16 protein-coding genes are annotated in these 21,618 nt (G+C 70.1%); 9 read left to right on the top strand and 7 right to left on the bottom strand.

The genetic code is table 11. The features are described from left to right. Positions 1-2 precede the first annotated feature (2 nt). Together rffA and KFLA_RS02515 are read right to left on the bottom strand one after the other, a co-directional pair. A complete protein-coding gene (rffA, locus tag KFLA_RS02520; protein WP_012918182.1) occupies positions 3-1,142 on the bottom strand; it encodes a dTDP-4-amino-4,6-dideoxygalactose transaminase in 1,140 nt (379 codons plus the stop codon). A gap of 11 nt (positions 1,143-1,153) precedes the next feature. Continuing rightward, positions 1,154-2,149: a glycosyltransferase family 2 protein gene (locus tag KFLA_RS02515; protein ID WP_012918181.1), complete on the bottom strand. Its 996-nt coding sequence runs from the start codon at positions 2,147-2,149 to the stop codon at positions 1,154-1,156. A gap of 62 nt (positions 2,150-2,211) precedes the next feature. Here KFLA_RS02515 and KFLA_RS02510 point away from each other — a divergent pair, with 62 nt between their 5' ends. Together KFLA_RS02510 and KFLA_RS02505 are read left to right on the top strand one after the other, a co-directional pair. After that, on the top strand, positions 2,212-4,545 hold the full coding sequence (locus tag KFLA_RS02510) for a hypothetical protein (RefSeq protein ID WP_148256532.1): 2,334 nt from the start codon (positions 2,212-2,214) through the stop codon (positions 4,543-4,545). Between the two features lie 58 nt (positions 4,546-4,603). Continuing rightward, positions 4,604-6,856, top strand: a complete 2,253-nt coding sequence (locus KFLA_RS02505; protein ID WP_012918179.1) for a hypothetical protein — start codon at positions 4,604-4,606, stop codon at positions 6,854-6,856. Here KFLA_RS02505 and KFLA_RS02500 read toward each other — a convergent pair. Beyond that, positions 6,841-7,809 carry a PseG/SpsG family protein gene (locus tag KFLA_RS02500; RefSeq protein WP_237706693.1) on the bottom strand — a complete coding sequence of 323 codons (969 nt, stop codon included), beginning with the start codon at positions 7,807-7,809 and terminating at the stop codon, positions 6,841-6,843. The two genes, KFLA_RS02505 and KFLA_RS02500, sit on opposite strands and share 16 nt — an antisense overlap. A gap of 117 nt (positions 7,810-7,926) precedes the next feature. Here KFLA_RS02500 and KFLA_RS02495 point away from each other — a divergent pair, with 117 nt between their 5' ends. The 4 genes from KFLA_RS02495 (at position 7,927) to pseC (ending at position 10,820) form a co-directional block, all read left to right on the top strand. Further along, positions 7,927-8,154, top strand: a complete 228-nt coding sequence (locus KFLA_RS02495; RefSeq protein ID WP_012918177.1) for an AbrB/MazE/SpoVT family DNA-binding domain-containing protein — start codon at positions 7,927-7,929, stop codon at positions 8,152-8,154. Continuing rightward, positions 8,144-8,584 (top strand): type II toxin-antitoxin system VapC family toxin, encoded by a 441-nt coding sequence (locus KFLA_RS02490; RefSeq protein WP_012918176.1) that lies wholly within the window; start codon positions 8,144-8,146, stop codon positions 8,582-8,584. The genes KFLA_RS02495 and KFLA_RS02490 overlap by 11 nt, the downstream gene beginning before the upstream one ends. 128 nt (positions 8,585-8,712) lie before the next feature. Continuing rightward, complete coding sequence (pseB, locus tag KFLA_RS02485; protein WP_012918168.1) at positions 8,713-9,696, top strand: UDP-N-acetylglucosamine 4,6-dehydratase (inverting); 984 nt, start codon at positions 8,713-8,715, stop codon at positions 9,694-9,696. Beyond that, positions 9,696-10,820 carry a UDP-4-amino-4,6-dideoxy-N-acetyl-beta-L-altrosamine transaminase gene (pseC, locus tag KFLA_RS02480; protein ID WP_012918175.1) on the top strand — a complete coding sequence of 375 codons (1,125 nt, stop codon included), beginning with the start codon at positions 9,696-9,698 and terminating at the stop codon, positions 10,818-10,820. Before pseB (KFLA_RS02485) ends, pseC begins: the two co-directional genes overlap by 1 nt. Positions 10,821-10,902: 82 nt before the next feature. Here pseC and KFLA_RS02475 read toward each other — a convergent pair whose 3' ends face one another. The 4 genes from KFLA_RS02475 to KFLA_RS02460 form a co-directional block, all read right to left on the bottom strand. Then, a complete protein-coding gene (locus KFLA_RS02475; protein WP_012918174.1) occupies positions 10,903-11,889 on the bottom strand; it encodes a hypothetical protein in 987 nt (328 codons plus the stop codon). Continuing rightward, a complete protein-coding gene (locus tag KFLA_RS02470; RefSeq protein ID WP_012918173.1) occupies positions 11,889-13,199 on the bottom strand; it encodes a hypothetical protein in 1,311 nt (436 codons plus the stop codon). The genes KFLA_RS02475 and KFLA_RS02470 overlap by 1 nt, the downstream gene beginning before the upstream one ends. After that, positions 13,196-14,863, bottom strand: a complete 1,668-nt coding sequence (locus tag KFLA_RS02465; RefSeq protein ID WP_063822765.1) for a hypothetical protein — start codon at positions 14,861-14,863, stop codon at positions 13,196-13,198. The genes KFLA_RS02470 and KFLA_RS02465 overlap by 4 nt, the downstream gene beginning before the upstream one ends. Positions 14,864-14,950: 87 nt before the next feature. Continuing rightward, complete coding sequence (locus tag KFLA_RS02460) at positions 14,951-17,224, bottom strand: hypothetical protein (RefSeq protein ID WP_012918171.1); 2,274 nt, start codon at positions 17,222-17,224, stop codon at positions 14,951-14,953. A gap of 153 nt (positions 17,225-17,377) precedes the next feature. On the opposite strand from KFLA_RS02460, the gene KFLA_RS02455 reads away from it, so the two are divergent. The 3 genes from KFLA_RS02455 (at position 17,378) to pseB (KFLA_RS02445) (ending at position 21,574) form a co-directional block, all read left to right on the top strand. Beyond that, positions 17,378-19,675: a hypothetical protein gene (locus tag KFLA_RS02455; protein WP_237706692.1), complete on the top strand. Its 2,298-nt coding sequence runs from the start codon at positions 17,378-17,380 to the stop codon at positions 19,673-19,675. Positions 19,676-19,754: 79 nt separating this feature from the next. Further along, a complete protein-coding gene (locus KFLA_RS02450; RefSeq protein WP_012918169.1) occupies positions 19,755-20,477 on the top strand; it encodes a class I SAM-dependent methyltransferase in 723 nt (240 codons plus the stop codon). Positions 20,478-20,590: 113 nt separating this feature from the next. Next, on the top strand, positions 20,591-21,574 hold the full coding sequence (gene pseB, locus KFLA_RS02445) for a UDP-N-acetylglucosamine 4,6-dehydratase (inverting) (protein ID WP_012918168.1): 984 nt from the start codon (positions 20,591-20,593) through the stop codon (positions 21,572-21,574). The last annotated feature ends 44 nt before the right edge of the window (positions 21,575-21,618 follow it).

Below are 21,618 nucleotides of genomic sequence, written 5' to 3'. Positions count from 1 at the left end.
TCTCAGATCGGGTAGGAGAGCAGGCCCTCGATCACTCGGGTCTGCTCCTCCTCGGTCAGCTGACTGAACAGCGGCAGCCGGACCAGCTGGCCGCTGATCCGCTCGGTGACGTCGCACCCGCCGGGGCCGACCCTGCCGTACTTCTCGCCGGCCGGGGCCGAGTGCAGCGGGATGTAGTGGAACGGCGCGGTGATGTTGCGCTCGCGCAGATGGGCGATCAGGCCCAGCTGGTGCTCGTGCGACGGCATCAGCAGGTAGTACATGTGCGCCGGGTGCACGCACTCCTCCGGGACCGTCGGTACGCCGATGCCGCGCGCGCCGGCCCAGTCGGCCAGCTCCCGGTCGTAGCGCTCCCAGATCGCCAGCCGCGGCGCCTGGATCTGGTCGAACCGCTCCAGCTGGCCGGTCAGGAACGCCGCCAGCGGGTCGGCCGGCAGGTAGCTGGAGCCGATGTCGACCCAGCGGTACTTGTCCACCTGGCCGCGGAAGAACTGGCTGCGGTTGGTGCCCTTCTCGCGAATGATCTCGGCCCGGTGCAGCAGGTCGGTGTCGTTCACGACCAGCGCGCCGCCCTCGCCGCAGTGCACGTTCTTGGTGCCGTGGAACGACTGGGTGGCCATCAGCCCGAGCGAGCCGAGCGGACGGCCCTTGTAGGAGCCGCCGAGGCCGTGCGCATTGTCCTCGACCACCGCGACGCCGTACTTCGCGGCGATCGCCAGGATCTCGTCCATCGCCACCGCGACGCCGGCGTAGTGCACCACCACGATCGCCTTGGTCCGGTCCGTGATCGCGGCCTCGACCTGGGTCTCGTCCAGGTTCAGGGTGTCCGGCCGGACGTCCACGAACACCGGGACGGCGCCGCGCAGCGCGTACGCGTTGGCGGTCGAGACGAAGGTGAACGACGGCATGATCACCTCGTCACCCGGCGCCAGGTCGAGCAGCAGCGCGGTCATCTCCAGCGCGTGCGTGCAGGACGTGGTCAGCAGGGACCCGAGCCCGCCGGTGAGCTTGGTGACCAACTCGGTGGCGCGGGCGGTGAACGGACCGTCGCCCGCGACGGCGGACGACGAGAAGGCCTGTGCCACGTAGGCCAGCTCGTCGCCGGAGATGTAGGCCTTGGAGAACACGATCGGGTCCGGCATGGAGACGGAGCCTACCGGTGCTCGGGATCCCTGGGCTCGGTCACCTCGGCGTAGCTGTGGTGTCCCGGGTCCTCGAGGCTGTCGTAGCCGACCAGGAACTGCGGCCGCTTCTGGCTGGACTGGAACAACCGGGCCACGTACTCACCCAGCAACCCCAGACACAGCAACTGAATCGCACCGATCACCGCGACCGCCAGCACCGTCGACGTCCACCCAGGAATGCTCTGACCCGTCAACTTCGTCACCAGCGCGCCGATCACGAACACCACCGACAACAACCCACCCAGCAACCCCAACCAGGTCGCCAACCGCAGCGGCGCCGCCGAGAACGCGGTCACACTGTCAAAGGCCAACCGCAGCATCTTGCTCACGTTGTACTTCGTCACACCCGCCGCCCGCTCGGCCCGCACGTACGACACCTCAGCGCTCGGAAAACCCAACCACGGAATCACCAGCCGAAACACCCGGCCGTCCTCGGGCAGCGCATTCACCGCGTCGACCACCCGGCGCGACACCAACCGGAAATCACCCGCGTCGAACGGAATGTCCTTGCCCACCAGCCGGCACATCAACCGGTAATACATCCGCGCAGTCGTCCGCTTCGCCCACGTATCACTCGACCGGTCCGAACGCACGCCGTACACAACATCCACGTCCTTGTCCCGCGCCGCGCTCAGCAGATCGGCGATCACCTCAGGCGGGTCCTGCAAATCGGCGTCGATCGTGACCAGATACTCCCCCCGCGCGCGACGGAAACCGGCCGACAACGCGGCCTGGTGACCAGAGTTGCGCAGCAGCCGGACGAGACGCAGCTGCCGCCACTGCCTGGTGGCCTCCGTGAGCAGCGCGGCGGTCGCGTCCCGGCTCCCGTCGTCCACGACGAGCACCTCGTAGCTGACGCCCAGACCGTCCAGCAGCGGCCGCATCCGGGCGAAGAAGATCGGCAGCACGTCCTCCTCGTCGTACATCGGCACGACGACGGACAGAATGGGCTGACTGGTTTCCACTGCCGACCTCCGGTGATCTCTCCAGGTGAGACTACTGCTGTCCGGTGCCCTAACCTTCCTTCGTGCCCTCCACGACCGCTGTCGCGCCGCGTAGCGTGAGCACTGCGGAGAGCGACAAGCGGCGATTCCCGTGGCGTGCGGTGGGCCGGAACCTCGTCAAGTACGCCGCTGCGCTGGCGCTGGCGTGGCTGGTGGTCTGGCTGATGGCCGGGCACGCCTCCGAGGACAGCATCGTCGCGCTGCTGCGGTTCTGGGTGCTGGGCATCACCGTGCCGGGCACGATCCTGTGGCGGCTGGCCAGCCCGTTCCGGCACAACCTGGTCGAGGACTTCGCGGCCGGGGCGCTCGTCGGCGTCTCGGTGCTGATGCTGGTCTACTTGGCGATCGCGCCGCTCGGGCTGCAGCAGTGGGCCTGGCTCTGGGCTGCTCCGGTGCTGATGGTCGCCGTGGCGGTGCCGTCCTGGCGCCGGCGCTGCCTGAGCCGGGTGGAGCGCCCGATCAGCCCGCTGACCGCGTGGCTGGTCGCCGCCACCTGCGCACTCCCGCTGTACGCCATCGGCCACTACCGGAACCTGCTGCCCGCGCCGTACACCGACGCCCGGTCGAACTCACCCGACATGTGGTTCCACCAGGCGCTGGCAGCGAGCGCGATGCGCGACTTCCCCCTGCAGGCGCCGTACCTGCAGGGCGAGGAGATGGACTACCACTACTTCTGGCACCAGTTCACCGCGGCGACCGCCTGGGCGACCGGTGTCGACCTCACCGACCTCGTCTACACGATCGGCTGGGTCCCACTGCTGCTGGCCGGGTGTGCGCTGATCTTCGCGCTGACCGACCGGATCGCTCCCGGCTCCCGCTGGGCCGGCCCGCTGGCGATCGCGGTGGCCGGCGTCGGCGGCACGGTGAACGTCTACCCCAGCGTGGCGCTGCCCGCCGACGGCCTGACCAACTACGTCTGGGGCAGCCCGACGCAGAACCTGGGCGGCGGCCTGGCGGTGCTGATGGCGCTGCTGGGCATCGACCTGCTCCGCGGCCGGAGCGCACCCGGGACCTGGGTGCTGTTCGTGCTGATCGGCGTCGCCGCGTCCGGGTCGAAGGCGACCGTGCTGCCGCTGATCATCTGCGGACTCGGCCTGGTGGTGTTCATCCGGATCTTCTACCGCCGGTTCGCGGTCGGCGCGCTGGCGCTGGTCGCCGTGCTGTCGGCGATCTTCCTGGCCGCGATCGTGGTGGTGTTCGGCAACCACTCCTCCGGGCTCGCGGTCCGGCCGTGGATCACCTTCGCCAAGATCGGCATCTACCCGCTGATCGCCAAGGACGTCGGCTGGGGCGAGTACGACCACGGTGCGATGTGGATCAGCGCGATCACCACCTGCGGTGCGCTGCTGCTCGGCAGCGCCGGACTGCTGGTGCTGGCCGGTACGACGGCTCGCTGGTTCCGCGACCCCGGCATGGTCTTCCTGGTCGGCATCTCGATCGCCGGCTTCGGCGGCATGGTGCTGACCGACCAGCCCGGCACCAGCCAGATGTACTTCCACCGGACCGCGGTCCCGGTGATCGCCGCGCTGGCCGCCGCCGGCGCGTGGATGCTGGTCTTCTGGTTCGCCGACCGGCGGTCCGGGATCGCCGTGCTCGCCTCCGTGCTCGGTGGCGCGGGCGCGACCGCCGCGGCCCGGGCGATCGTCCGGGCGAATCCCGGCGACGGCAAGCCGTTCCGCCGGCCCGACGGCACGCTCACCGGCCTGGTGGTGCCCTGGCTGTGGACCGTCGGTCTGCTGGCGCTGGTCGCGCTGATCGTCACCGGGCTGTGGAAGCTGGCGAAGCGCCGCGGCCGGCCGAGCCGGATCGCGATGGCGTCGTTCGTGCTGGCCGGGATGGGCGCCGGGCTGCTGCTGCCGATCCAGGCGATGGCGAACTACGAGCAGGTCACCCTGCCGCCGCTCACCGACAGGTATCCGCTCGGCCCCACCAGCAGCCAGGCCGACGCGGCGCGCTGGCTGCGCGACCACACCTCGCCCGGCGACCTGGTCGCGACCAACGCCCACTGTGCGGCGAAGAACACGCTGGGCTGCGACGTCCGGCACTTCTGGATCTCCGCGCTGAGCGAGCGGCACGTGCTGGTCGAGGGCTGGGGCTACACCAACACGATCAACGACCTGGTCGCCGCGACCGGCATGAGCCCGAACGGCCTGCCGTTCTGGGACCAGCAGAAGCTCGAGGAGAACGACCGGGCCTTCAGCTCGCCGACCCGGGACAACCTGCGGCTGCTGCGCACGAAGTACGGCGTGCGCTGGCTGTACGCCGACCCGAACCAGACCGCGGTCTCGCCGAATCTCGACGTGCTCGCGACGGTCCGGTTCCGGGCGCCCGACGCCGTGATCTACGAGCTGCCCTGATGCTGCGCGTGACCGTCCGAGTACGGTGCGGGGCCGAGTCCGGACTAGGGTGACCGGCATGCAGTCGAAGGCGCGGCGGCGCGGGCCGCGGGAATCCGGGGCCGCGCCGGTCTCCGGGATGGCTGCCGCGGCGGCCGTGCTGCTGCTGTCGCTGGTGATGCTCGACCGGCACGCCCCGGTGCTCGACGTACTCAAGTTCACCGCGTTCGCCGTCCTCGGCGTCGGCCTGCCCGGGCTGGTGCTGTGGCGCCTGATTGGTGCCTACCGCCGCAACCTGGTCGAGGACTGCGCGGCGGCGTTCGCGATCGGTACCTCGGTCCAGCTGGTCGTGTACCTGGCCGGTGCATCCGTGGGGCTGCAGCGCTGGACGTGGGTCTGGGCGCCGGTGGTTTTGCTCGTCGCCGTTCTCGACCGCGACGTGCGCGAACGCGTCTGGCGGCGGGTCGAGGCCCCGCTCCGGCCGGTCACCGCCTGGCTGCTGGCGGCGGCCAGCGGGGTGGTGCTGTTCGCCGTACTGCGAACAGGCCCCGACCGCTACGCACCGCCGTACACGACGCCGGATCCCAGCTACCCGGACATGGCCTTCCACCAGGCGCTGGCCGCGAGCGCGAAGACCGATGTCCCGATCGTGCCGCTGTGGGTCGCCGGCGAGCCGATGAAGTACCACACGTTCTTCCACCAGTTGGCCGCTGCGACGTCCTGGGGCACCGGGATCGACCTGACCCACCTGGTCTACGGACTGGCCTGGCTGCCGCTGATGCTGGCCTGCTGCGCGCTGGTCTTCGTGCTGACCCAGCGGTTCCTGGTGAGGCCCGGACGCGAGCCGCACCCGGCCGCCACTTGGGCCGGACCGCTGGCAGTTCTGGTCGCGGGTCTCGGCGGCGCTCTGCAGCCACTGCACGACCAGGCTTTGGGTGGGGTGTCGATGGCGACCGCCGCCTACCTGAGCCCGAGCCAGAACCTCGGCCTGATGCTGGGCCTCTTGCTGGTCGTCGTCTGCGTCGACCTGCTCCGTGACCAGCCGCCACGGACCCGGTGGATCCTGGCGATCCTGCTGGCGCTGGCGGCCTCCGGTGCGAAGGCCACCGTGCTGCCGCTGGTCGTGTGCGGCTTCGGCCTGGTCTTCTTCGTCCGGCTGGTCGCCGGCCGGCCGGCGCGCATCGCGGTGGTCGGCGGGGTCGTGATGATGCTGGTCTTCGTCGGCTCGGTGATCGCCATCTTCGGTGGCGAGTCGTCCGGCCTGCAGATCAAGCCCGGCGCGGTCTTCATCCAGCTCCCGCCGTACGCCGACCTGCGGGACGGGGCCGGGGTGGACCGGGCGGCGCAACTGCTGAGTGCCGCCGCCACCCTGACGGCGTGGGGGCTGGCCGTGGTCGGCGTGCTGTTCCTGCGCCGGTTCTGGCGGGACCCGGCCACGGCGTTCCTGGCCGGTCTCTCGATCGGGGCCTTCGTCGCGACCGTGCTGACCACCCAGCCGGGCATCAGTCAGATGTACTTCTACCGGACGGCCGTGCCCTTCCTCGTGGTCCTGTCCTGCCTGGGGCTGGCTCAGCTGATCGAGCGCCTGGAGGACCGGCGGGCCGCCGTCCTGGTCGCGGTCGCGTCGGCTGCGGGACTGATCGCCTGTCTGCTCGCTCGGGAGGCGGCTTCCGGCCAAGCCGGCGTGAAGCTGCCTTTTCTGTGGACGATCGGGGCACTGCTGGCGGTCGCGCTCGTCGTCGCGGTGGGCTGGCGGTCGATACGGCGGACGGGACGGGCTCCGACCGCGTTCTTCGCCGCCGCAGTGGCTGCCTGCATGGTGGGGGCGACCGCACTTCCGCTCGCGGGTCTGGTCTCCGACCAGGCGAGCCTGGTGGTCTACGGCCGCACCGGCATGTACGGCCCGACCAAGGCGCAGGCCGACGCCGCGCGCTGGTTGCGGGTCAACAGCGGTCGCGACGACCTGGTGGCGACCAACGCGCACTGCATCGTCCAGCGCGGCACGGTGTGCGACAGCCGGCACTTCTGGATCGCCGCGCTGTCGGAGCGGCAGGTCCTGGTCGAGGGCTGGGCCTACACCAACCGGGCCAACCGGATCGCCGTCACCACCGGGGTCAATCCCAGCGTGCTGCCGTTCTGGGACCAGCGGTTGCTGGCCGCCAACGACGCGGCCTTCACCGCGCCGTCGGACCGGGTGATCGAGCGGCTCCGCCAGTACGGCGTCCGCTGGCTGTACGCCGACCGCCGGGCCGGCGAGATCTCCCCGGCGCTCAAGCAGTACGTCCGGCTACGGCACGCCACCGCGGACGCGACGGTCTACGAGATCCGCTGAAACAACGCGTCGGCGACGCGCGCCCGACCGAGACCGTCGACCAGCTTCCAGCCCTGCGCGGCGATCCGGGCGCGTTCGGCCGGATCCTGCAGCAGCGGACGCAGGACCGCGGCGGCTGCGGACGGGTCCTGCTTAAGCTCCGACAGCAGACCGACTCCGACCGCGGCGCCGGTCGCGACCGTGCGCTGGTAGCCCATCACCTGGTTGTCCACCACGCAGACCAGTCCCGCGGTCGCGCCAAGGCACAGCAGCTCCCAGGTCGACGTACCGGACGCGCTCAGGACCAGGTCGGACGCCACCACGGCCTTGGCCAGCTCCGACGTCGGGCCGATCACCTCGACGTGCTGGCCCGCTTGCAGCTCGACCGCTGCGACGGCCTCGGCCAGCTCGTCACCCGGGGCGACCACCAGCGCCTCGAACGGCGTACCGGTCGCGGCGAGGGCACGGACGACGTGCGGACCGGCCCCGAAGGCGTCGGTACCGCCGAAGAAGGCGAACACCTTCGGTGCCGCGTGCTGCCGGGGCGCGGGCGGCTCGGCGGGGCGCAGTTCGAGGATCTCGTTCCGCAGCAGCACGTAGTCGAGCCCGGCCAGCCGCACGGTGCCCTCCGGCAACGGCGGGTTGTCCAGCTCGGAGCCGAGGTTCTGGTCGACCAGCACGTCCGCCTCGGCCGCGCCGTACCCGCCGTCGACGATCGCCAGCGTCGGCAGCCCGGACGCCCGGACCGCCGCGAACACGGCCGGATCGAGGTCGTAGGAGTCGAACACCACCGCCGCCAGACCCAGCCGGCCGAACACCTCCAGGTGCTGCTCGACGGTCCAGATCGCCGGCTCCACCGCGATCCCGCGCGCCCGGATCTGCTCGTCCGCCCAGGGAACCGTGTGGCTGTCGCAGACGAACACCACCTCGGCCCCCCGCCTCACCAGTTCCTCGGCCAGCGCCAGGCTCCGCATCACATGCCCGATCCCCCGCTGGGGCCCCACATCACACCTGACGCCGATCCGCACAGTCACGGTTCTGACCGTATCGCATTCGGTAGTATGTATCTGACGTAATACGTAGGAGGACGGATGAAGCTCAACAGCAAGGGTCAGGTGACGATCCCGGCCGCGCTCCGGCACAAGCACCATCTGCACGAAGGCGACGAAGTCGAGGTGGTGGAGGACGGCGGGACGCTACGGATCGTCCGGGCGCCCGACAGCGAAACCCGTGGCCAGCGGCTGGTCAGGGAGATGCGCGGCCGCGCCACGACCCGACGCACCACGGACGAGCTGATGGAGCTGCTGCGTGGCGAGTGACCGCCGCCTGCAACTCGTGCCGACCGCCGTGAGCCTGGTGGACACCTGCGTGATCCTGGACATCCTGACCGCCGACTCGACCTGGGGCAGCTGGTCGGCGTCGGCCGTGGCTGACGCTCGCGACCGGGGGGAGCTGGTGATCAACCCGATCATCTACGCCGAGGTGTCGGTCGGCTTCGAGCGAACAGAGGACCTCGACGATGCCGTGCCCAGCACGGACTTCCGCCGTGAACCGTTGCCGTACGAAGCAGGATTCCTGGCGGCGAAGGCTTTGCTTGCCTACCGCCGGCGGGGTGGCGCCAAGACCGCGCCGCTGCCGGACTTCTACATCGGCGCCCACGCGGCGATTGCGGAGTACCAGGTGATCACCCGGGACAAGGCGCGGTTCAGCACCTACTTCCCGACCGTCGAACTTCTGACGCCGACCTGACGTCCACCTTCGTGGTCGTACCGGTGATTGAGGCTTCCGGTGGTCGGCCCGCTATCGTACGGAGTTGCTGTCCGGGCCAGCACGGCCCGGACCACGGTCCGGAACTGTCCTGAAGAAGGGTCCTACACGTGTCCATCCTCACCGGCTCAGACATCCTGGTCACCGGAGGCACCGGCTCCTTCGGCAAAGCGTTCATCCGCTACACCCTGGACAACCTCGACCCCCGCCGCATCATCATCTTCAGCCGCGACGAACTCAAACAATGGGAAGTCCGCCAACTCTTCGGCGACGACCCCCGCCTCCGCTTCTTCATCGGCGACATCCGCGACCGCGCCCGCCTCAACCGCGCCATGCACAACGTCGACTACGTCGTCCACGCCGCCGCCCTCAAACAAGTCGACACCGCCGAGTACAACCCCTGGGAATTCGTCCAAACCAACGTCGTCGGCTCCCAAAACGTCATCGAAGCCTCCATCGACTCCGGCGTCAAAAAAGTCGTCGCACTCTCCACCGACAAAGCCTCCAGCCCCATCAACCTCTACGGCGCCACCAAACTCACCGCCGACAAACTCTTCATCACCGGCAACCACTACGCCGCCGCCTACGACACCCGCTTCTGCGTCGTCCGCTACGGCAACGTCATGGGCAGCCGCGGCTCCATCATCCCCAAATTCCGCGCCCTCCACGAAGCCGGCCAATCACTACCCATCACCGACCTCCGCTGCACCCGCTTCCTCATCACCCTCCCCGAAGCAGTCCAATTCGTCGTCGACTCCTTCGAACAAATGCAAGGCGGCGAACTCTACGTCCCCCGCATCCCCTCCATGAAAATCACCGACCTCGCCCAAGCCATCGCCCCCGGCGCCAAAATGCACGACATGGGCCTCCGCCCCGGCGAAAAACTCCACGAAGAAATGATCAGCCCCGAAGAAGGCCGCCGCGCCCTCGCCATCGGCGACCGCTACGTCCTCCAACCCGACCTCGCCACCTGGGGCTACACCCCACCCGAAGGCGGCCACCCCGTCCCCGACGGCTTCCACTACACCTCCGACAACAACGACCAGTGGTACACCACCGACGAAATCACCAAAATCCTCGAAAGCGACGTCTGATGCTTCCGTACGGGCGCCAGTCCATCTCCGACGACGACATCGAGGCGGTCACCGCGATCCTGCGCGGTGACTGGCTGACCACCGGCCCCGCCGTCACCGCGTTCGAGACCGCGGTCGGCGAGCTGGCCGGCGGCCACCGCGCGGTCAGCTGCACCTCCGGCACCGCCGCCCTGCACATGGCCTACGCCGGTCTGGGCGTCGGCCCCGGCGACGAGGTGGTCACCACTCCGATGACGTTCGTGGCGACCGCGTCCTGCGCGGCGATCCTGGGCGCGAAGGTGGTGTTCGCCGACGTCGAGGAGGACACTGCGCTGATCGACCCGGCGGCGGTCGAGGCGGTCGTCACCGACCGGACCAAGGTGATCGCGGCCGTCGACTACGCCGGCCACGCGGCCGACTACGACGCGCTGCAGCCGATCGCGGACTCCGTCGGCGCGAAGACGCTGGGCGACGCCGCCCACTCGGTCGGCGGCACCTACAAGGGCCGCCCGGTCGGCGACCTGGCCGACGTGACCACGCTGTCGTTCTTCCCGACCAAGAACCTGACCACCGGGGAGGGCGGCGCGGTCGTTGCCAAGGACCCGGCGATCGCCCAGCGGGTGCACGAGTTCCACCACATCGGCGTCGTCCGCGACCCCGAGCGGTTCGAGCACACCGGCGAAGGCTCGTGGTACTACGAGGTCCACGAGCACGGCCTGAACTACCGGCTGACCGACATCGCCTGCGCGCTCGGCCTGTCCCAGCTGAAGCGGCTGGACGCGTTCAAGAAGCGCCGGACCGAGATCACCGCGCGCTACAACGAGGCGCTCGCGGGCGTCGACGGCCTCCGGACGCCGACCCAGCGCGACCACGTCGACCCTGCCTGGCACCTGTACCCGGTCCGGGTCCTCGGCGGCCGCCGCCGCGAGGTCTTCGACGGCCTGCGCGCGGCCGGCATCCTCGTCCAGGTCAACTACATCCCGGTCCACTGGCAGCCGGTGTTCGCGAACGCGGGCTACCAGCGCGGCCTGTGCCCGAACGCGGAGCAGTTCTACCGCGAGGAGATCTCGCTGCCGATGTTCCCCGACCTGACCGACGCCGACGTCGACCGGGTCATCGAGACGCTGACGAAGCTGGTCGCCTGACCTGTCCCGGGCGGCGGCAACCTGACGTCGGCGTCGGGTTGCCGCCGCCCGGTGCTTCGGTCCGGGCAGCACGGCGCTTCGGTCAGGACAGCACGCTGACGCCGCCGAGATCCACCGGGCCGGCATCCTCGACGACGATCGGCCGGCGTCCCTCCCGAGGCGGCCGGTCGGCGACCACGACCGGCAGCGGCCGGACCGTCACGTCGCGCAGGTCGAGCCAGAGATAGCCGCGCGTGGTGACCGCGCCGTCAACCTCGCTCCGGCCCCAGCCCGCGACCCGGACGGCGTACAGGTCGCCGCACCAGCCGATGTCGCAGTCCTCGACCAGCAGCCGCTGGTTGATGCCCGAGGCGGCGCCGTTCTCGTGGTAGCGGTCGGTGTTGTCGCCGGGCAGCAGCCGGAAGCCGATCTCCACTCCCTCGCACCGCACGTGCCGGACCTGGACGTCGTGCACCGAGCTGAGGCAGAACCCCTCGAACGCGTCGTGCACCCGCAGTCCGTCGACCTCGAAGTGGTGCGGGTGCAGTGAGTGCCCGCTGATGTCGCTCACCCCCGCGCCGACCGCGCCCCAGTGCGCGATGAACGCCGTCCCGCCGCCGTGCACCTCGAGGTCGCTGAACCGGGCGTGCCGGACGGCGCCGATCAGGGTGAGGTTGTTCGCCGCGCACCGGCCGGCCCGCCGGACCACCAGCCGTTCCAGGGTGATCCGTTCGATCCACCGCGGCCGCTCGGGGTAGAAGTACCGGCCGACCGTGACGGCGGTCCACTCGGCGCCGTCGTGCGGTCCGGGTGAGGCGTCCGGGAGCTCGATCAGCAGATCCGAGACGGCGACGTCGGATCCGAGCACGTGGATCAGCGGGGCCTGCTCGGCCTCCGCCCGCCACAACGTCGTACCGGCTGCGGACCCGGACAGCGACCAGTGGTCGGTGAGCACCAGGCCGCCGGTGATCGGGTAGGACCCGGCCGGCAGGACGACATGGCCGGGTTCGGCTGTCCGCAGCAGGTCGCGGAGCAGAGCGCCGTTCGAGTCCCCGTCGCCACCGAGCTGCGGCCGGTACTCGGCCTCCATCAGGCGTCGGGCTTGACGACGAGTTCCCAGCGCACCGTCTCGCCGTCGACACCGGGCACCTCGCGCAGGACCGACGGATCGACCGACAGGCGGACCAGCACCGGAGCCGTCAGCGGACCGTCGGTGACGATTTCCAGCTCGGCGTCGGCCCGGGCGCGCAGCTCAACGCCCGGAACCGGGCCGGGCTCGACCCCGGCCAGCTCGACCTGAACGAGCTTGCGGCTGACCAGGTCGTGCATCACGTCGGCGAGCGGGTTCGGCGGCGGCCCCGGCGGGGCAGCCGGAACCTCCGGCGCCACCGGTGGCGGCGGAGGAGGGGGCGGTGGTGGCGGCGGAGGTGTCGCGGACCGAGCGGAGAGGCGTTTGCCTGCCGCTCGCCGGACTCGGCGTTCCAGTGCGGCCGCACGCCGGCTCATCCGCTGCGCCGCCGGCACGGCGGCCACCGGCACGACCCAGCGGGCGGCGCGCCTGATCCTGCGCTTGAGTTTGCGTCCGACGGTCGGCGCCTTCGGCTGCTCCGGGACCGGTTCGGTGACCGGCTCCGCAACGGCTTCGACCGGCTCGACGACCGGCGCGACCCTGGTGCGCGGGCCGGGCACGAGGGGCTCCACCACGGTGGCTCGCGCGATCCAGCGCTGCGGTTCGTCGCGGTCGTCGGGATTGGCGACGAAGTACCCGCCACGGACCGTCATCGTCTCGGCCTGCGGATCGACCGGCAGTGTGCCGGTGGAGACCCGGCCGAGCTCCAGCGGACCGTCCACCTCAGTGAACTCGATCCTGTCCACCAGGACGCCGATGGAGCCGTTGACCACGGCGGGCGCCCACTCCGGCCGGCCCTGGTCGATGCTGGCGACCTCGAAGACGAACAGCCCTTCCTCGGTCAGTTCCTCCGGCCGCAGGTCGAAGCTCACCGCTCCGGTCGTCGGTCGGCCGGCGTCCGCTGCCTGCCGGATGATCAGCACGGCGCCGCGGGTCTTGCCCTGCGCCCGCACCAGCATCAACCGTGGCGCGCCGATGCCCCGCAGCGGCTCGTCCTCGGCGCTGACGCGTTCCTCCCACCAGTCCAGCGACATGCTGTCGAAGCGGAAGTGCGCGGTGACCCGCACCGGGCGGCCGGTCGGTCGCACCTTGAGGCCCAGCAGCCCCGGCGAGGCGATGAAGCGACCGATCACGGCGACGCCGCGGACGAACTGGTCGACGGTGGTCAGGTCGGGCGCCTGACCCGACCGGAGCTCGCCGGGCAGCGCCAGCGGCTCGATCACCCGGTCGTACGCCGTCTGGAACCGCGGCGTGGTGAAGGTCCTGGTCACAGCTCGCTCACTCCCCCCAGCGCCAAGGTGAGGTCCTCGGGCGCCGCGGTCAGGTCGATCCGGGTCAGGAAGGGATCCTTGCGGGCCCACATCCGGCGGACCGCGGTGAAGGCCGGGTCGGCGTCGGCTTCGACGTGCTGCATCGCCACCATGACGGCGTTCAGCAGGTGCTCGGTCCGGCCCATCTCCCAGTGCTGGACCAGCGGGGTCGAGACGTCGGTGCCGCTGCGGTAGAACCAGGCCCAGAGCCGGGCCCGCTCGATCTGCTCGTCGGTGAGCAGCGGGCGTCCGGCCAGCAGGCTCTCCAGCGACGAGTCCAGCCGGGCCCAGTAGTCGTCGACGTCCTCGGCCACCATGGTGAAGCCGCACTGGCTCCACTCGGACCAGCCGGCCTGAATCGCCGGGATGCCGAACGCGGGCAGCTCGTTGCTGATGCTGCCGCGCACGGTGATGCCGAGATCGACCAGGCTCCACATCACGTTCTTGCTGAGCGCGAGGCTGGGCACGAAGGCCATCGGCGAGCCGGCGTGCTTGTCCTTGAGACTGTCGAAGAAGCCGGTTCCGTCGTACAGGTACTGGTTCGGGTGGTCGATGAACAGCCAGTTCACGTCCTCGCGCTTGGCCGCGTAGTCCGCCGTCGCCTCGTACCAGGCCGCCAGGTCGTCGAAGATCTCGATGTTGGTCCGGGGCGCGTCGGAGAGGGCGTGGTTGTACACCGCGACCACCGGCTTGTCCGGGTCGAAGCCGAACCGGGCCAGCGCGTGCTCGCGCACCGCCAACCGCTCCGGCGGGGTCTGGATCTCGATCGCCGACATCGCGCCGCCCCGCCACCACGACGGCTTGCCCCAGTTGCCCTTCAGCCGCCACGCGGTCAGCTCGGCGCTGGACCGCAGCCTCTCCCGGTTGCCCCAGACGTACTGCTCGAAGAACTCCGCGATCTGGTGGGTGAGCTCGGCCCGGAAGGTGGCCGCGCCGCGCCGGGTCTCCGGGAACAGGGTGTAGGCCTTGAAGGTGCCGGTGCTCTGGACGTGCACGGTCGGTACGCCGAACCGGGTGGCCGACTCGACGGCCAGCCCCCAGTGGTTGTAGTCCACGTGGCTGGTCACCAGGGCGATCGGGTCGAGACCGGCGAACAGGGCGTCGTAGATGTTGGAGAACTCCGTGCTGCGCTGGTGGACCTGGGCGTACTTCGCGCCGGCGCGCACCTCGTCGGTCACCCGCGGGATCTTGAGCACCCGGGAGACGGTCGCCCGCACGATCTCGTCCAGCACGGCCGGCTCGATGCCCGACCCGGGCACCGGCAGGTCCTTGCCGGCGACGCGCAGGTCACCGGGCTCCGGATTACCGATCCGGCTGTCCACCAGGTCGTGGATGTCGATCACGTCGACCGCACCGTAGGCGCGCGAGAGCGCTTCCAGCGCCTCGGCGTCGAAGAACGTCCAGAGGATCTCGTTCCAGTCGTCGTCGGCCCCGGTGAAGACCACCAGCCGGGCCGGCACGAACCGGCGCAGCGCGTTCGCGACGGTCAGGTTGCGCAGCGTGACCCGGATGTCCTGGCTCATCGCTTCCACCAGAATGACCCGCTCGTCACCCGGGAGCAGGTTTCGCTGCCAGAACTCGAAGGCCGTGGTGCAGAAGAGCGAGAACTCCGGAGCATCCGTCAAACGACCTTGAACAGTCGCATCCACCACGCAGTTATACCAGCCTTTTCGCATTGTCCAGGGCCTGCCGACGGCCGGGCCGAGCCCCGATCACGGCGCGGCGAGCTCGTAGACCTTCACCTGCGACTGCCGGAAACGGACCACCGCGAGGTCGTCCAGGGTCGCCGAGACGGGCCCGTTGCGCGGGTCCGCGTAGATCCACCGTACGCCGTACCGAGTCCACAGCTGGTCGAGCAGCTGAGGTGTCGGAGCGGTGAGCGCCCGGGTGGTGAGCTCGAGCCGGTCCGGCCACGGCGAGGGCTGGAAGAAGTACTTCACGCCCTTCACCCCGTGCGCCGCCATGCCCGGTTGCGTGTAGGCCCAGCCGTCCAGGAACGTCCGGCGACCGGCGACGCCGCTGATCACGAACCCGCGCGCGTCGCATCCGCGCAGCCGCGCGCCGGGCGGGCGGCAGAAGGTGTTGGAAAGGACCACGTCGTCCGGTCCGGAGTTCTTCGCCAGCCACCGGACCGCGGCCATCTCGTCGGGATAGATCTTCCAGGCCTTCGACGCGTAGTGCCCGGAGCCGGGTTTGTCGCGCGCCGCCCAGGCCTCGGACGCTGTTGTGCCGATCGGCAGGCCCACCACGAGAAGCAGGGCGAACGCCGTACCTGTTCCGGCCAGGGCGGACCAGCGGCGGCCCACGAGCAACCAGGTGACCAGGGCGAGCACGGCCACTCCGGCGGCGACCAGCGTCGGCCAGGCGAGCGCCTCGATCTGAGCGGCGCGTGTCCCAGTGGCGGGCCGGCTGACAAGTTCCGCGCAGATCGCGACCGCAGTACCTGCCGCCAAGCCTGCGGCGATCACCGACAGGCTCGTTCGCCGGCTACGGCCCTGCACCCCAGCGGCGATGAGCCAGCTGACTGCGGCGGCCGCGATCGGTATGCCGGAGCGGAGGAAGTAGTACTGACTCGCGGACGGGTGATCCACCAGGCACAGTCCCAGCCACGAGGCAGTCAGGGCACCCACCAGCCACCAGGCGACAGGGTCCTGCCGCACCGCCTTCACCCGGCTCAGCGCGAAGCCGGCGACCAGGCCCGCCTGCGCGAGCACGAACGCGGCAAGGACAACAACAGCTCCCATCACCGCGAGCTGGTCGCCGGTCAGCGACGGCAGCAGGAGACCGCCGGTGCCGGGCAGCGAACCGTCGCCCGTGGCACCGCGATAGCCGGCCTGGAACTTCGCGATCGCCAGGAACTGCACGTTGGAGCCGCTCGTGCTCCCGGCCACGGTGAGCAACGTCCCGACGGCGATCGCGGCGAGCAGGACACCGAACACCGCCGACCTCCACGGGATCCGGCGGTCCCGCACCAGCAGAAACAGCGCCGACAACCCGACCCCGCCGAGCAGGATGGGCAGCACCGTGGGCTTGGATCCGCCGCCGACGACCGCCACCGCGGCGGCGAGCACCCAGACACCTCTGCCACCGTCCCGGTGGAGCGCCACGATGACGAAGTACGCCGCCGCGGCAACGGTCAGCGCTGCCAGGGTCTGCGAGGGACTCAGCAGACTCACCTGGCCGGACAGGTCCACCTTGGGCCAGGCCGGTACGAAGTAGCCCAGCTGCGGCACGATGAAGATCAGACCCACCAGCAGTCCGGTCCACCACACCCCGCTGACCAGACGGGCCAACGCCGCTGCGGCCAACAGGCCGACGAGCACCACCGGCAACAACCACAGCCGGTACAGAACCAGTGCCGGCGACAGCCCGGTGATGTCAACGGCGCCGGCGATGTCGGCATTGGGCAGCCAGTGGTACTCCAGCGCCTCACCCGCCACCTGGGGAAGCTGAGGCGGGACGCTGCGCTCCAGCTCGCTCACCATCGACAGGTGGTAGAGCATGTCGGGGTAGTAGGAAAGGCCGTCCGGTGGAGGCGCGTGGTCCGCCATTACGCCCAGCGTGGTGGCCAGCGCGAGCAGGCTCAGGCAGATCGCCAGTCCCCAGGCCCAGGCCGTCGGCAGCGGCTCCGGCGCGGCGATCCGCCAGTACGGGCGCAGCTGAGGCACCAACCCGAACGCGGCGAGGACGAGCAGCGGCCAGACCACCAGAGCGTCCTGCCACCCCAACCAGGTGAACAGCGCCCATCCCGCGAGCTGGTACGCGATGCCCACCGCGGACCCCAGGCCGATGTCCTCGGCCCAGTTGCCGGTGCTGCGCCACAGGGCCCGCAGCAACAAGACGCCGGGCAGCGCCACGCAGGAGGCGAAGTAGGCGGCATAGCGCACGATCGGGCCGAGCGGCACGTCGATCAGCAGCAGCCCGGTCACCGACACCGTGAGCGGCACCAGCCACGGCACGACGACGGAGGGACCGTGACGGTTCATTTTCCGTTTCTTCCTCCGGCGCTCCGGGACACCAACTGCCTGCCGGCCAGCGCGACCCGCAGGCAGGTTATCCCACCGGCCGTCACAGTCCGCTGCGCCGCACGCCTCCGTTGGGTCCGCCGGGCTAGACCGGCACCGTGCTCCAATAGCCAGGTGAGTACAGGGGAGGGAACCGGCGTTGCGGTGGCGGAGACCGCGGAACCGAGCGTCGCAGCGATTCAGCGGACGCACGGGCCGGCCCGGCTGACCAGGCTCCTTCCATGGCTGCTGCCGCTGGTGGGCGCCGTCGGCGGACTGCTCGCCATCGACGTACCGCTCGGCGACATCGTCCGGTACGCCGCCTACTTCGGCGGCTGCGTGATCCTGCCCGGCATCTTGCTCTTGCGCGCCGCCTGGCGCAGCACCGGGAACTGGGGCGAGGACGTGGGCCTCGGCGCGGCAGTCGGGATGGCCTATCAACTACTGGGCTGGGCGATCTTCACGGCAGTGGGCCTGCAGGCCTGGCTGCTCGCCTGGCCGCTGCTGCTCATCGCCGTCTTCGCGGCGGTCCCTCAGCTGCGCCCGTACTGGCGCATCACCCGGCCGGAGCCACTACCGGTGGCGTGGTCCTGGGGCATGGCGATCTGCGCGACGCTGCTGGTCGTCTACGTCAGCTTGGCCGTGATGGCCGACCACAAGCCGCCGCCGGACGGTACGTCGTACTACCAGGACCTGCTGTACCACTTGTCGATGGTGCACGAGCTGATCCGGTCGGTGCCGCCCGAACTGCCCCAGGTGGCCGGGGAACGGCTGGAGTACCACTGGTTCGCCAACGCCGACATGGCCGGCGCTGCGGACGTCACCGGCCTCTCGCCGGTGATGGTCATGTTCCGGTTGTGGCTGCTGCCGCAGGCAGTTGTCTCCCTGCTGGTGTGTGCGGCGCTGGCACGGCAGGTCAGCAAGGTGTGGTGGACCGGTGTGCTGGCCGCGGTGGCAGTCCTGCCGGCCGGCCTCGCCAGCCTGCTCAGCCCTTCGCACACCTTCAGCATCGCGACCTCCACCGCAGCCGCGATCTTCCTCGTCGACGCCTTGTTCCACCGCAGCGGTCGCCGGGGTGTGTGGATCCTCGGGGCGGCGCTGGCCGTGGTCGCCGGTGGGTCCAAGCCGTCGACCTTGCCGATCCTGCTCGGCGGAGTCGGACTGGCCGCGCTGTTCCTGCTGCTCAGGGACCGGAAGTTGCCGTGGCGTCTGGTCGCCGCCGGGCTGGTCCTGCTGCTCGCCCTGGCCGGCACACTGCGCTTCGTCGCCGGAAGCACCAGTGGCTCAGGCATGCAGTTGCTGGCGATCCTCAAGTTCGACGCGTTCTACCGTGCGATCACCGGGGACCTGTCCGTGCCGGGCACTGGCGGCTTCCTCCCGGTGCCGCTGACCTCTGGCGACTCGACGGTGGTCACCGGGGTCGGGGTGATGCTGGGACTGACCCTGCTGTCGTACGCCGGACTGCTGATCGGCTTCGGGCTGCTTGTGGTCCGGTCGACCAGAAGGCAGCCGGCGGCCTGGATGCTGGCCGGCTCCCTCACGGCCGCCTGGCTGGGCCTGCTGCTGCTGAACCACCCCGCAGCGAGCCAGCAGTACTTCCTCCGGGGCGTCGTACCGTTCGCGACGGCTGCTACCTGCTGGCTGGTGGCCGTGGCGTTCGAAGGCCGCGGGCGTCGGACCATCCTGCCGGTCGGTGTGGCCGCTGCCGCACTCGGTGTCGTGTTCCAGCAGCTGATCAGGCGTCCCGCGCTCGACCCCGCACGGTCCCGAGCGGAGCAGGTCGAAACGCTGGCTCGGCCGCTGGTCACCGTGGCCGTCCTCATCGTGCTGGTGATCGCCGGCTGGTTCCTGACCAGGCGGATCTGGGCGAGGCGGCCGGGAGCGGGGCTCGCCGTCCCGGTCCTGATCGTGATCATGGCCTCCCTGGCCGGCATGGCCAGGTACTCGTACTACGCCTTCCGCACCGACGGCACCTACCGCGCCGCGGGCGGAGTGGTCCGCCCGGACGAGCAGGCGGCCGCCCGCTGGCTCACGGAGAACACGGCACCGACCGACGTCGTCGTCACCGGCAGCTGGTGCCGGCCCGGCCCACGGCGGCCCGGCTGCGACGCTCGAGGCTGGCTGGTCAGCGGACTCGCGGGTCGCCGGACCTTGGTGGAGGGCTGGGCCTACACCCAGCAGGCGCTAGCCACCAACGGCACCGACGGCAAGCTGTACGCCGTTCAGCCGTCGCCCTGGCCCGACCGGGTCGAGCTCAGCACCCAGATCCTCACCGCGCCGACCCCGCAGCTGCTGGAGAATGCCCGGCAGTACGGCGCGCGGTGGATCTACGCTGACAGCTCGGACGGCCCGGTGTCCCCGTCGCTGGACCAGCTGGCCCGACTGCGCTACCAAGAGGGCAAGGTCAGGATCTACGAGCTGCCCGCACAGTGACGCGCGGTCGCCCCCGCACCTCCGCCAGGCAGCTCCCAGCAATTCGCGAATTCACCGGCCCAGACAGGAAGATGTCCCCATGGAAGCAGCGGAGATCCGCAAGCTCGCCGATCTCGAGGACAAGCACTGGTGGTACCGCGAACGCCGCGCGGTGCTCGCCCGGGCGCTCGACAGCCTCGCGAAAGCCGGTGCGAAGCCGGGCCGGGCGCTCGACATCGGCGCCGCCGGTGGCGGCAACACCCGGGTGCTGCGCAGCCGCGGCTGGAACGCCACCGCGCTGGAGTACGGCGCGGAGGGCGCCGCGGTCGCGCACGGACGCAACATCCCGGTCATCCGCGGTGACGCGGTCGCGCTGCCGCTGGCCGACGAGGCGATGGACCTGGTTGTCGCCTACGACGTGCTCGAGCACATCGAGGACGACAAGTCGGCGTCGAACGAGATCGCCCGGGTCCTGCGGCCCGGTGGCGTCGCGCTGATCGCCGTACCGGTCGACATGGCGCTGTGGAGCGAGCACGACACCGCGGTCGGGCACGTCCGCCGGTACGACCGCGAGGGTCTGCTGAGCACGCTGACCTCGGCCGGTCTGCAGATCGAGCACGTCCGGTCGTGGAACGTGCTGCTCCGGCCGGTGGCCGCCTGGCGGCGCAAGAAGAGCACGGGCAGTGACCTGACCGACCTGTCCCCTGTCGTCAACCTCGGACTCACCGCGGTGATCGCCGCCGAACGGTACCTGCCCGTCGGCAAGCTGCCCGGTGTCTCGGTGCTGGTCCGCGCCCGCCGCCCGCTCCGCACGGTGCGCTGAGGCAGCGCGCGGTTGAGGGCGGCTGGGGGCGGCCCGCTATCGTACGGAGTTGCTGTCCGGGCCAGCACGGCCCGGACCACGGTCCGGAACTGTCCTGAAGAAGGGTCCTACACGTGTCCATCCTCACCGGCTCAGACATCCTGGTCACCGGAGGCACCGGCTCCTTCGGCAAAGCGTTCATCCGCTACACCCTGGACAACCTCGACCCCCGCCGCATCATCATCTTCAGCCGCGACGAACTCAAACAATGGGAAGTCCGCCAACTCTTCGGCGACGACCCCCGCCTCCGCTTCTTCATCGGCGACATCCGCGACCGCGCCCGCCTCAACCGCGCCATGCACAACGTCGACTACGTCGTCCACGCCGCCGCCCTCAAACAAGTCGACACCGCCGAGTACAACCCCTGGGAATTCGTCCAAACCAACGTCGTCGGCTCCCAAAACGTCATCGAAGCCTCCATCGACTCCGGCGTCAAAAAAGTCGTCGCACTCTCCACCGACAAAGCCTCCAGCCCCATCAACCTCTACGGCGCCACCAAACTCACCGCCGACAAACTCTTCATCACCGGCAACCACTACGCCGCCGCCTACGACACCCGCTTCTGCGTCGTCCGCTACGGCAACGTCATGGGCAGCCGCGGCTCCATCATCCCCAAATTCCGCGCCCTCCACGAAGCCGGCCAATCACTACCCATCACCGACCTCCGCTGCACCCGCTTCCTCATCACCCTCCCCGAAGCAGTCCAATTCGTCGTCGACTCCTTCGAACAAATGCAAGGCGGCGAACTCTACGTCCCCCGCATCCCCTCCATGAAAATCACCGACCTCGCCCAAGCCATCGCCCCCGGCGCCAAAATGCACGACATGGGACTACGCCCCGGCGAAAAACTCCACGAAGAAATGATCAGCCCCGAAGAAGGCCGCCGCGCCCTCGCCATCGGCGACCGCTACGTCCTCCAACCCGACCTCGCCACCTGGGGCTACACCCCACCCGAAGGCGGCCACCCCGTCCCCGACGGCTTCCACTACACCTCAGACAACAACGACCAGTGGTACACCACCGACGAAATCACCAAAATCCTCGAAAGCGACGTCTGAGCCCCATGCCGCCCTCCGGACGCCCGACACCGACGAAGTGCATA

Source organism: Kribbella flavida DSM 17836, from assembly GCF_000024345.1.
Classification (GTDB): Bacteria; Actinomycetota; Actinomycetes; order Propionibacteriales; family Kribbellaceae; genus Kribbella; species Kribbella flavida.
This window is presented reverse-complemented; position numbering and strand designations above follow the sequence as displayed.

What these genes read in the sequence shown, in the direction of transcription:
- rffA (WP_012918182.1), bottom strand. Translation starts at nt 1,142, where the DNA reads ATGCCGGACCCGATCGTGTTCTCCAAGGCCTACATCTCCGGCGACGAG.
- KFLA_RS02505 (WP_012918179.1), top strand. Translation starts at nt 4,604, where the DNA reads ATGCAGTCGAAGGCGCGGCGGCGCGGGCCGCGGGAATCCGGGGCCGCG.
- KFLA_RS02500 (WP_237706693.1), bottom strand. Translation starts at nt 7,809, where the DNA reads ATGCGGAGCCTGGCGCTGGCCGAGGAACTGGTGAGGCGGGGGGCCGAG.
- KFLA_RS02495 (WP_012918177.1), top strand. Translation starts at nt 7,927, where the DNA reads ATGAAGCTCAACAGCAAGGGTCAGGTGACGATCCCGGCCGCGCTCCGG.
- pseC (WP_012918175.1), top strand. Translation starts at nt 9,696, where the DNA reads ATGCTTCCGTACGGGCGCCAGTCCATCTCCGACGACGACATCGAGGCG.
- KFLA_RS02475 (WP_012918174.1), bottom strand. Translation starts at nt 11,889, where the DNA reads ATGGAGGCCGAGTACCGGCCGCAGCTCGGTGGCGACGGGGACTCGAAC.
- KFLA_RS02460 (WP_012918171.1), bottom strand. Translation starts at nt 17,224, where the DNA reads ATGAACCGTCACGGTCCCTCCGTCGTCGTGCCGTGGCTGGTGCCGCTC.
- KFLA_RS02450 (WP_012918169.1), top strand. Translation starts at nt 19,755, where the DNA reads ATGGAAGCAGCGGAGATCCGCAAGCTCGCCGATCTCGAGGACAAGCAC.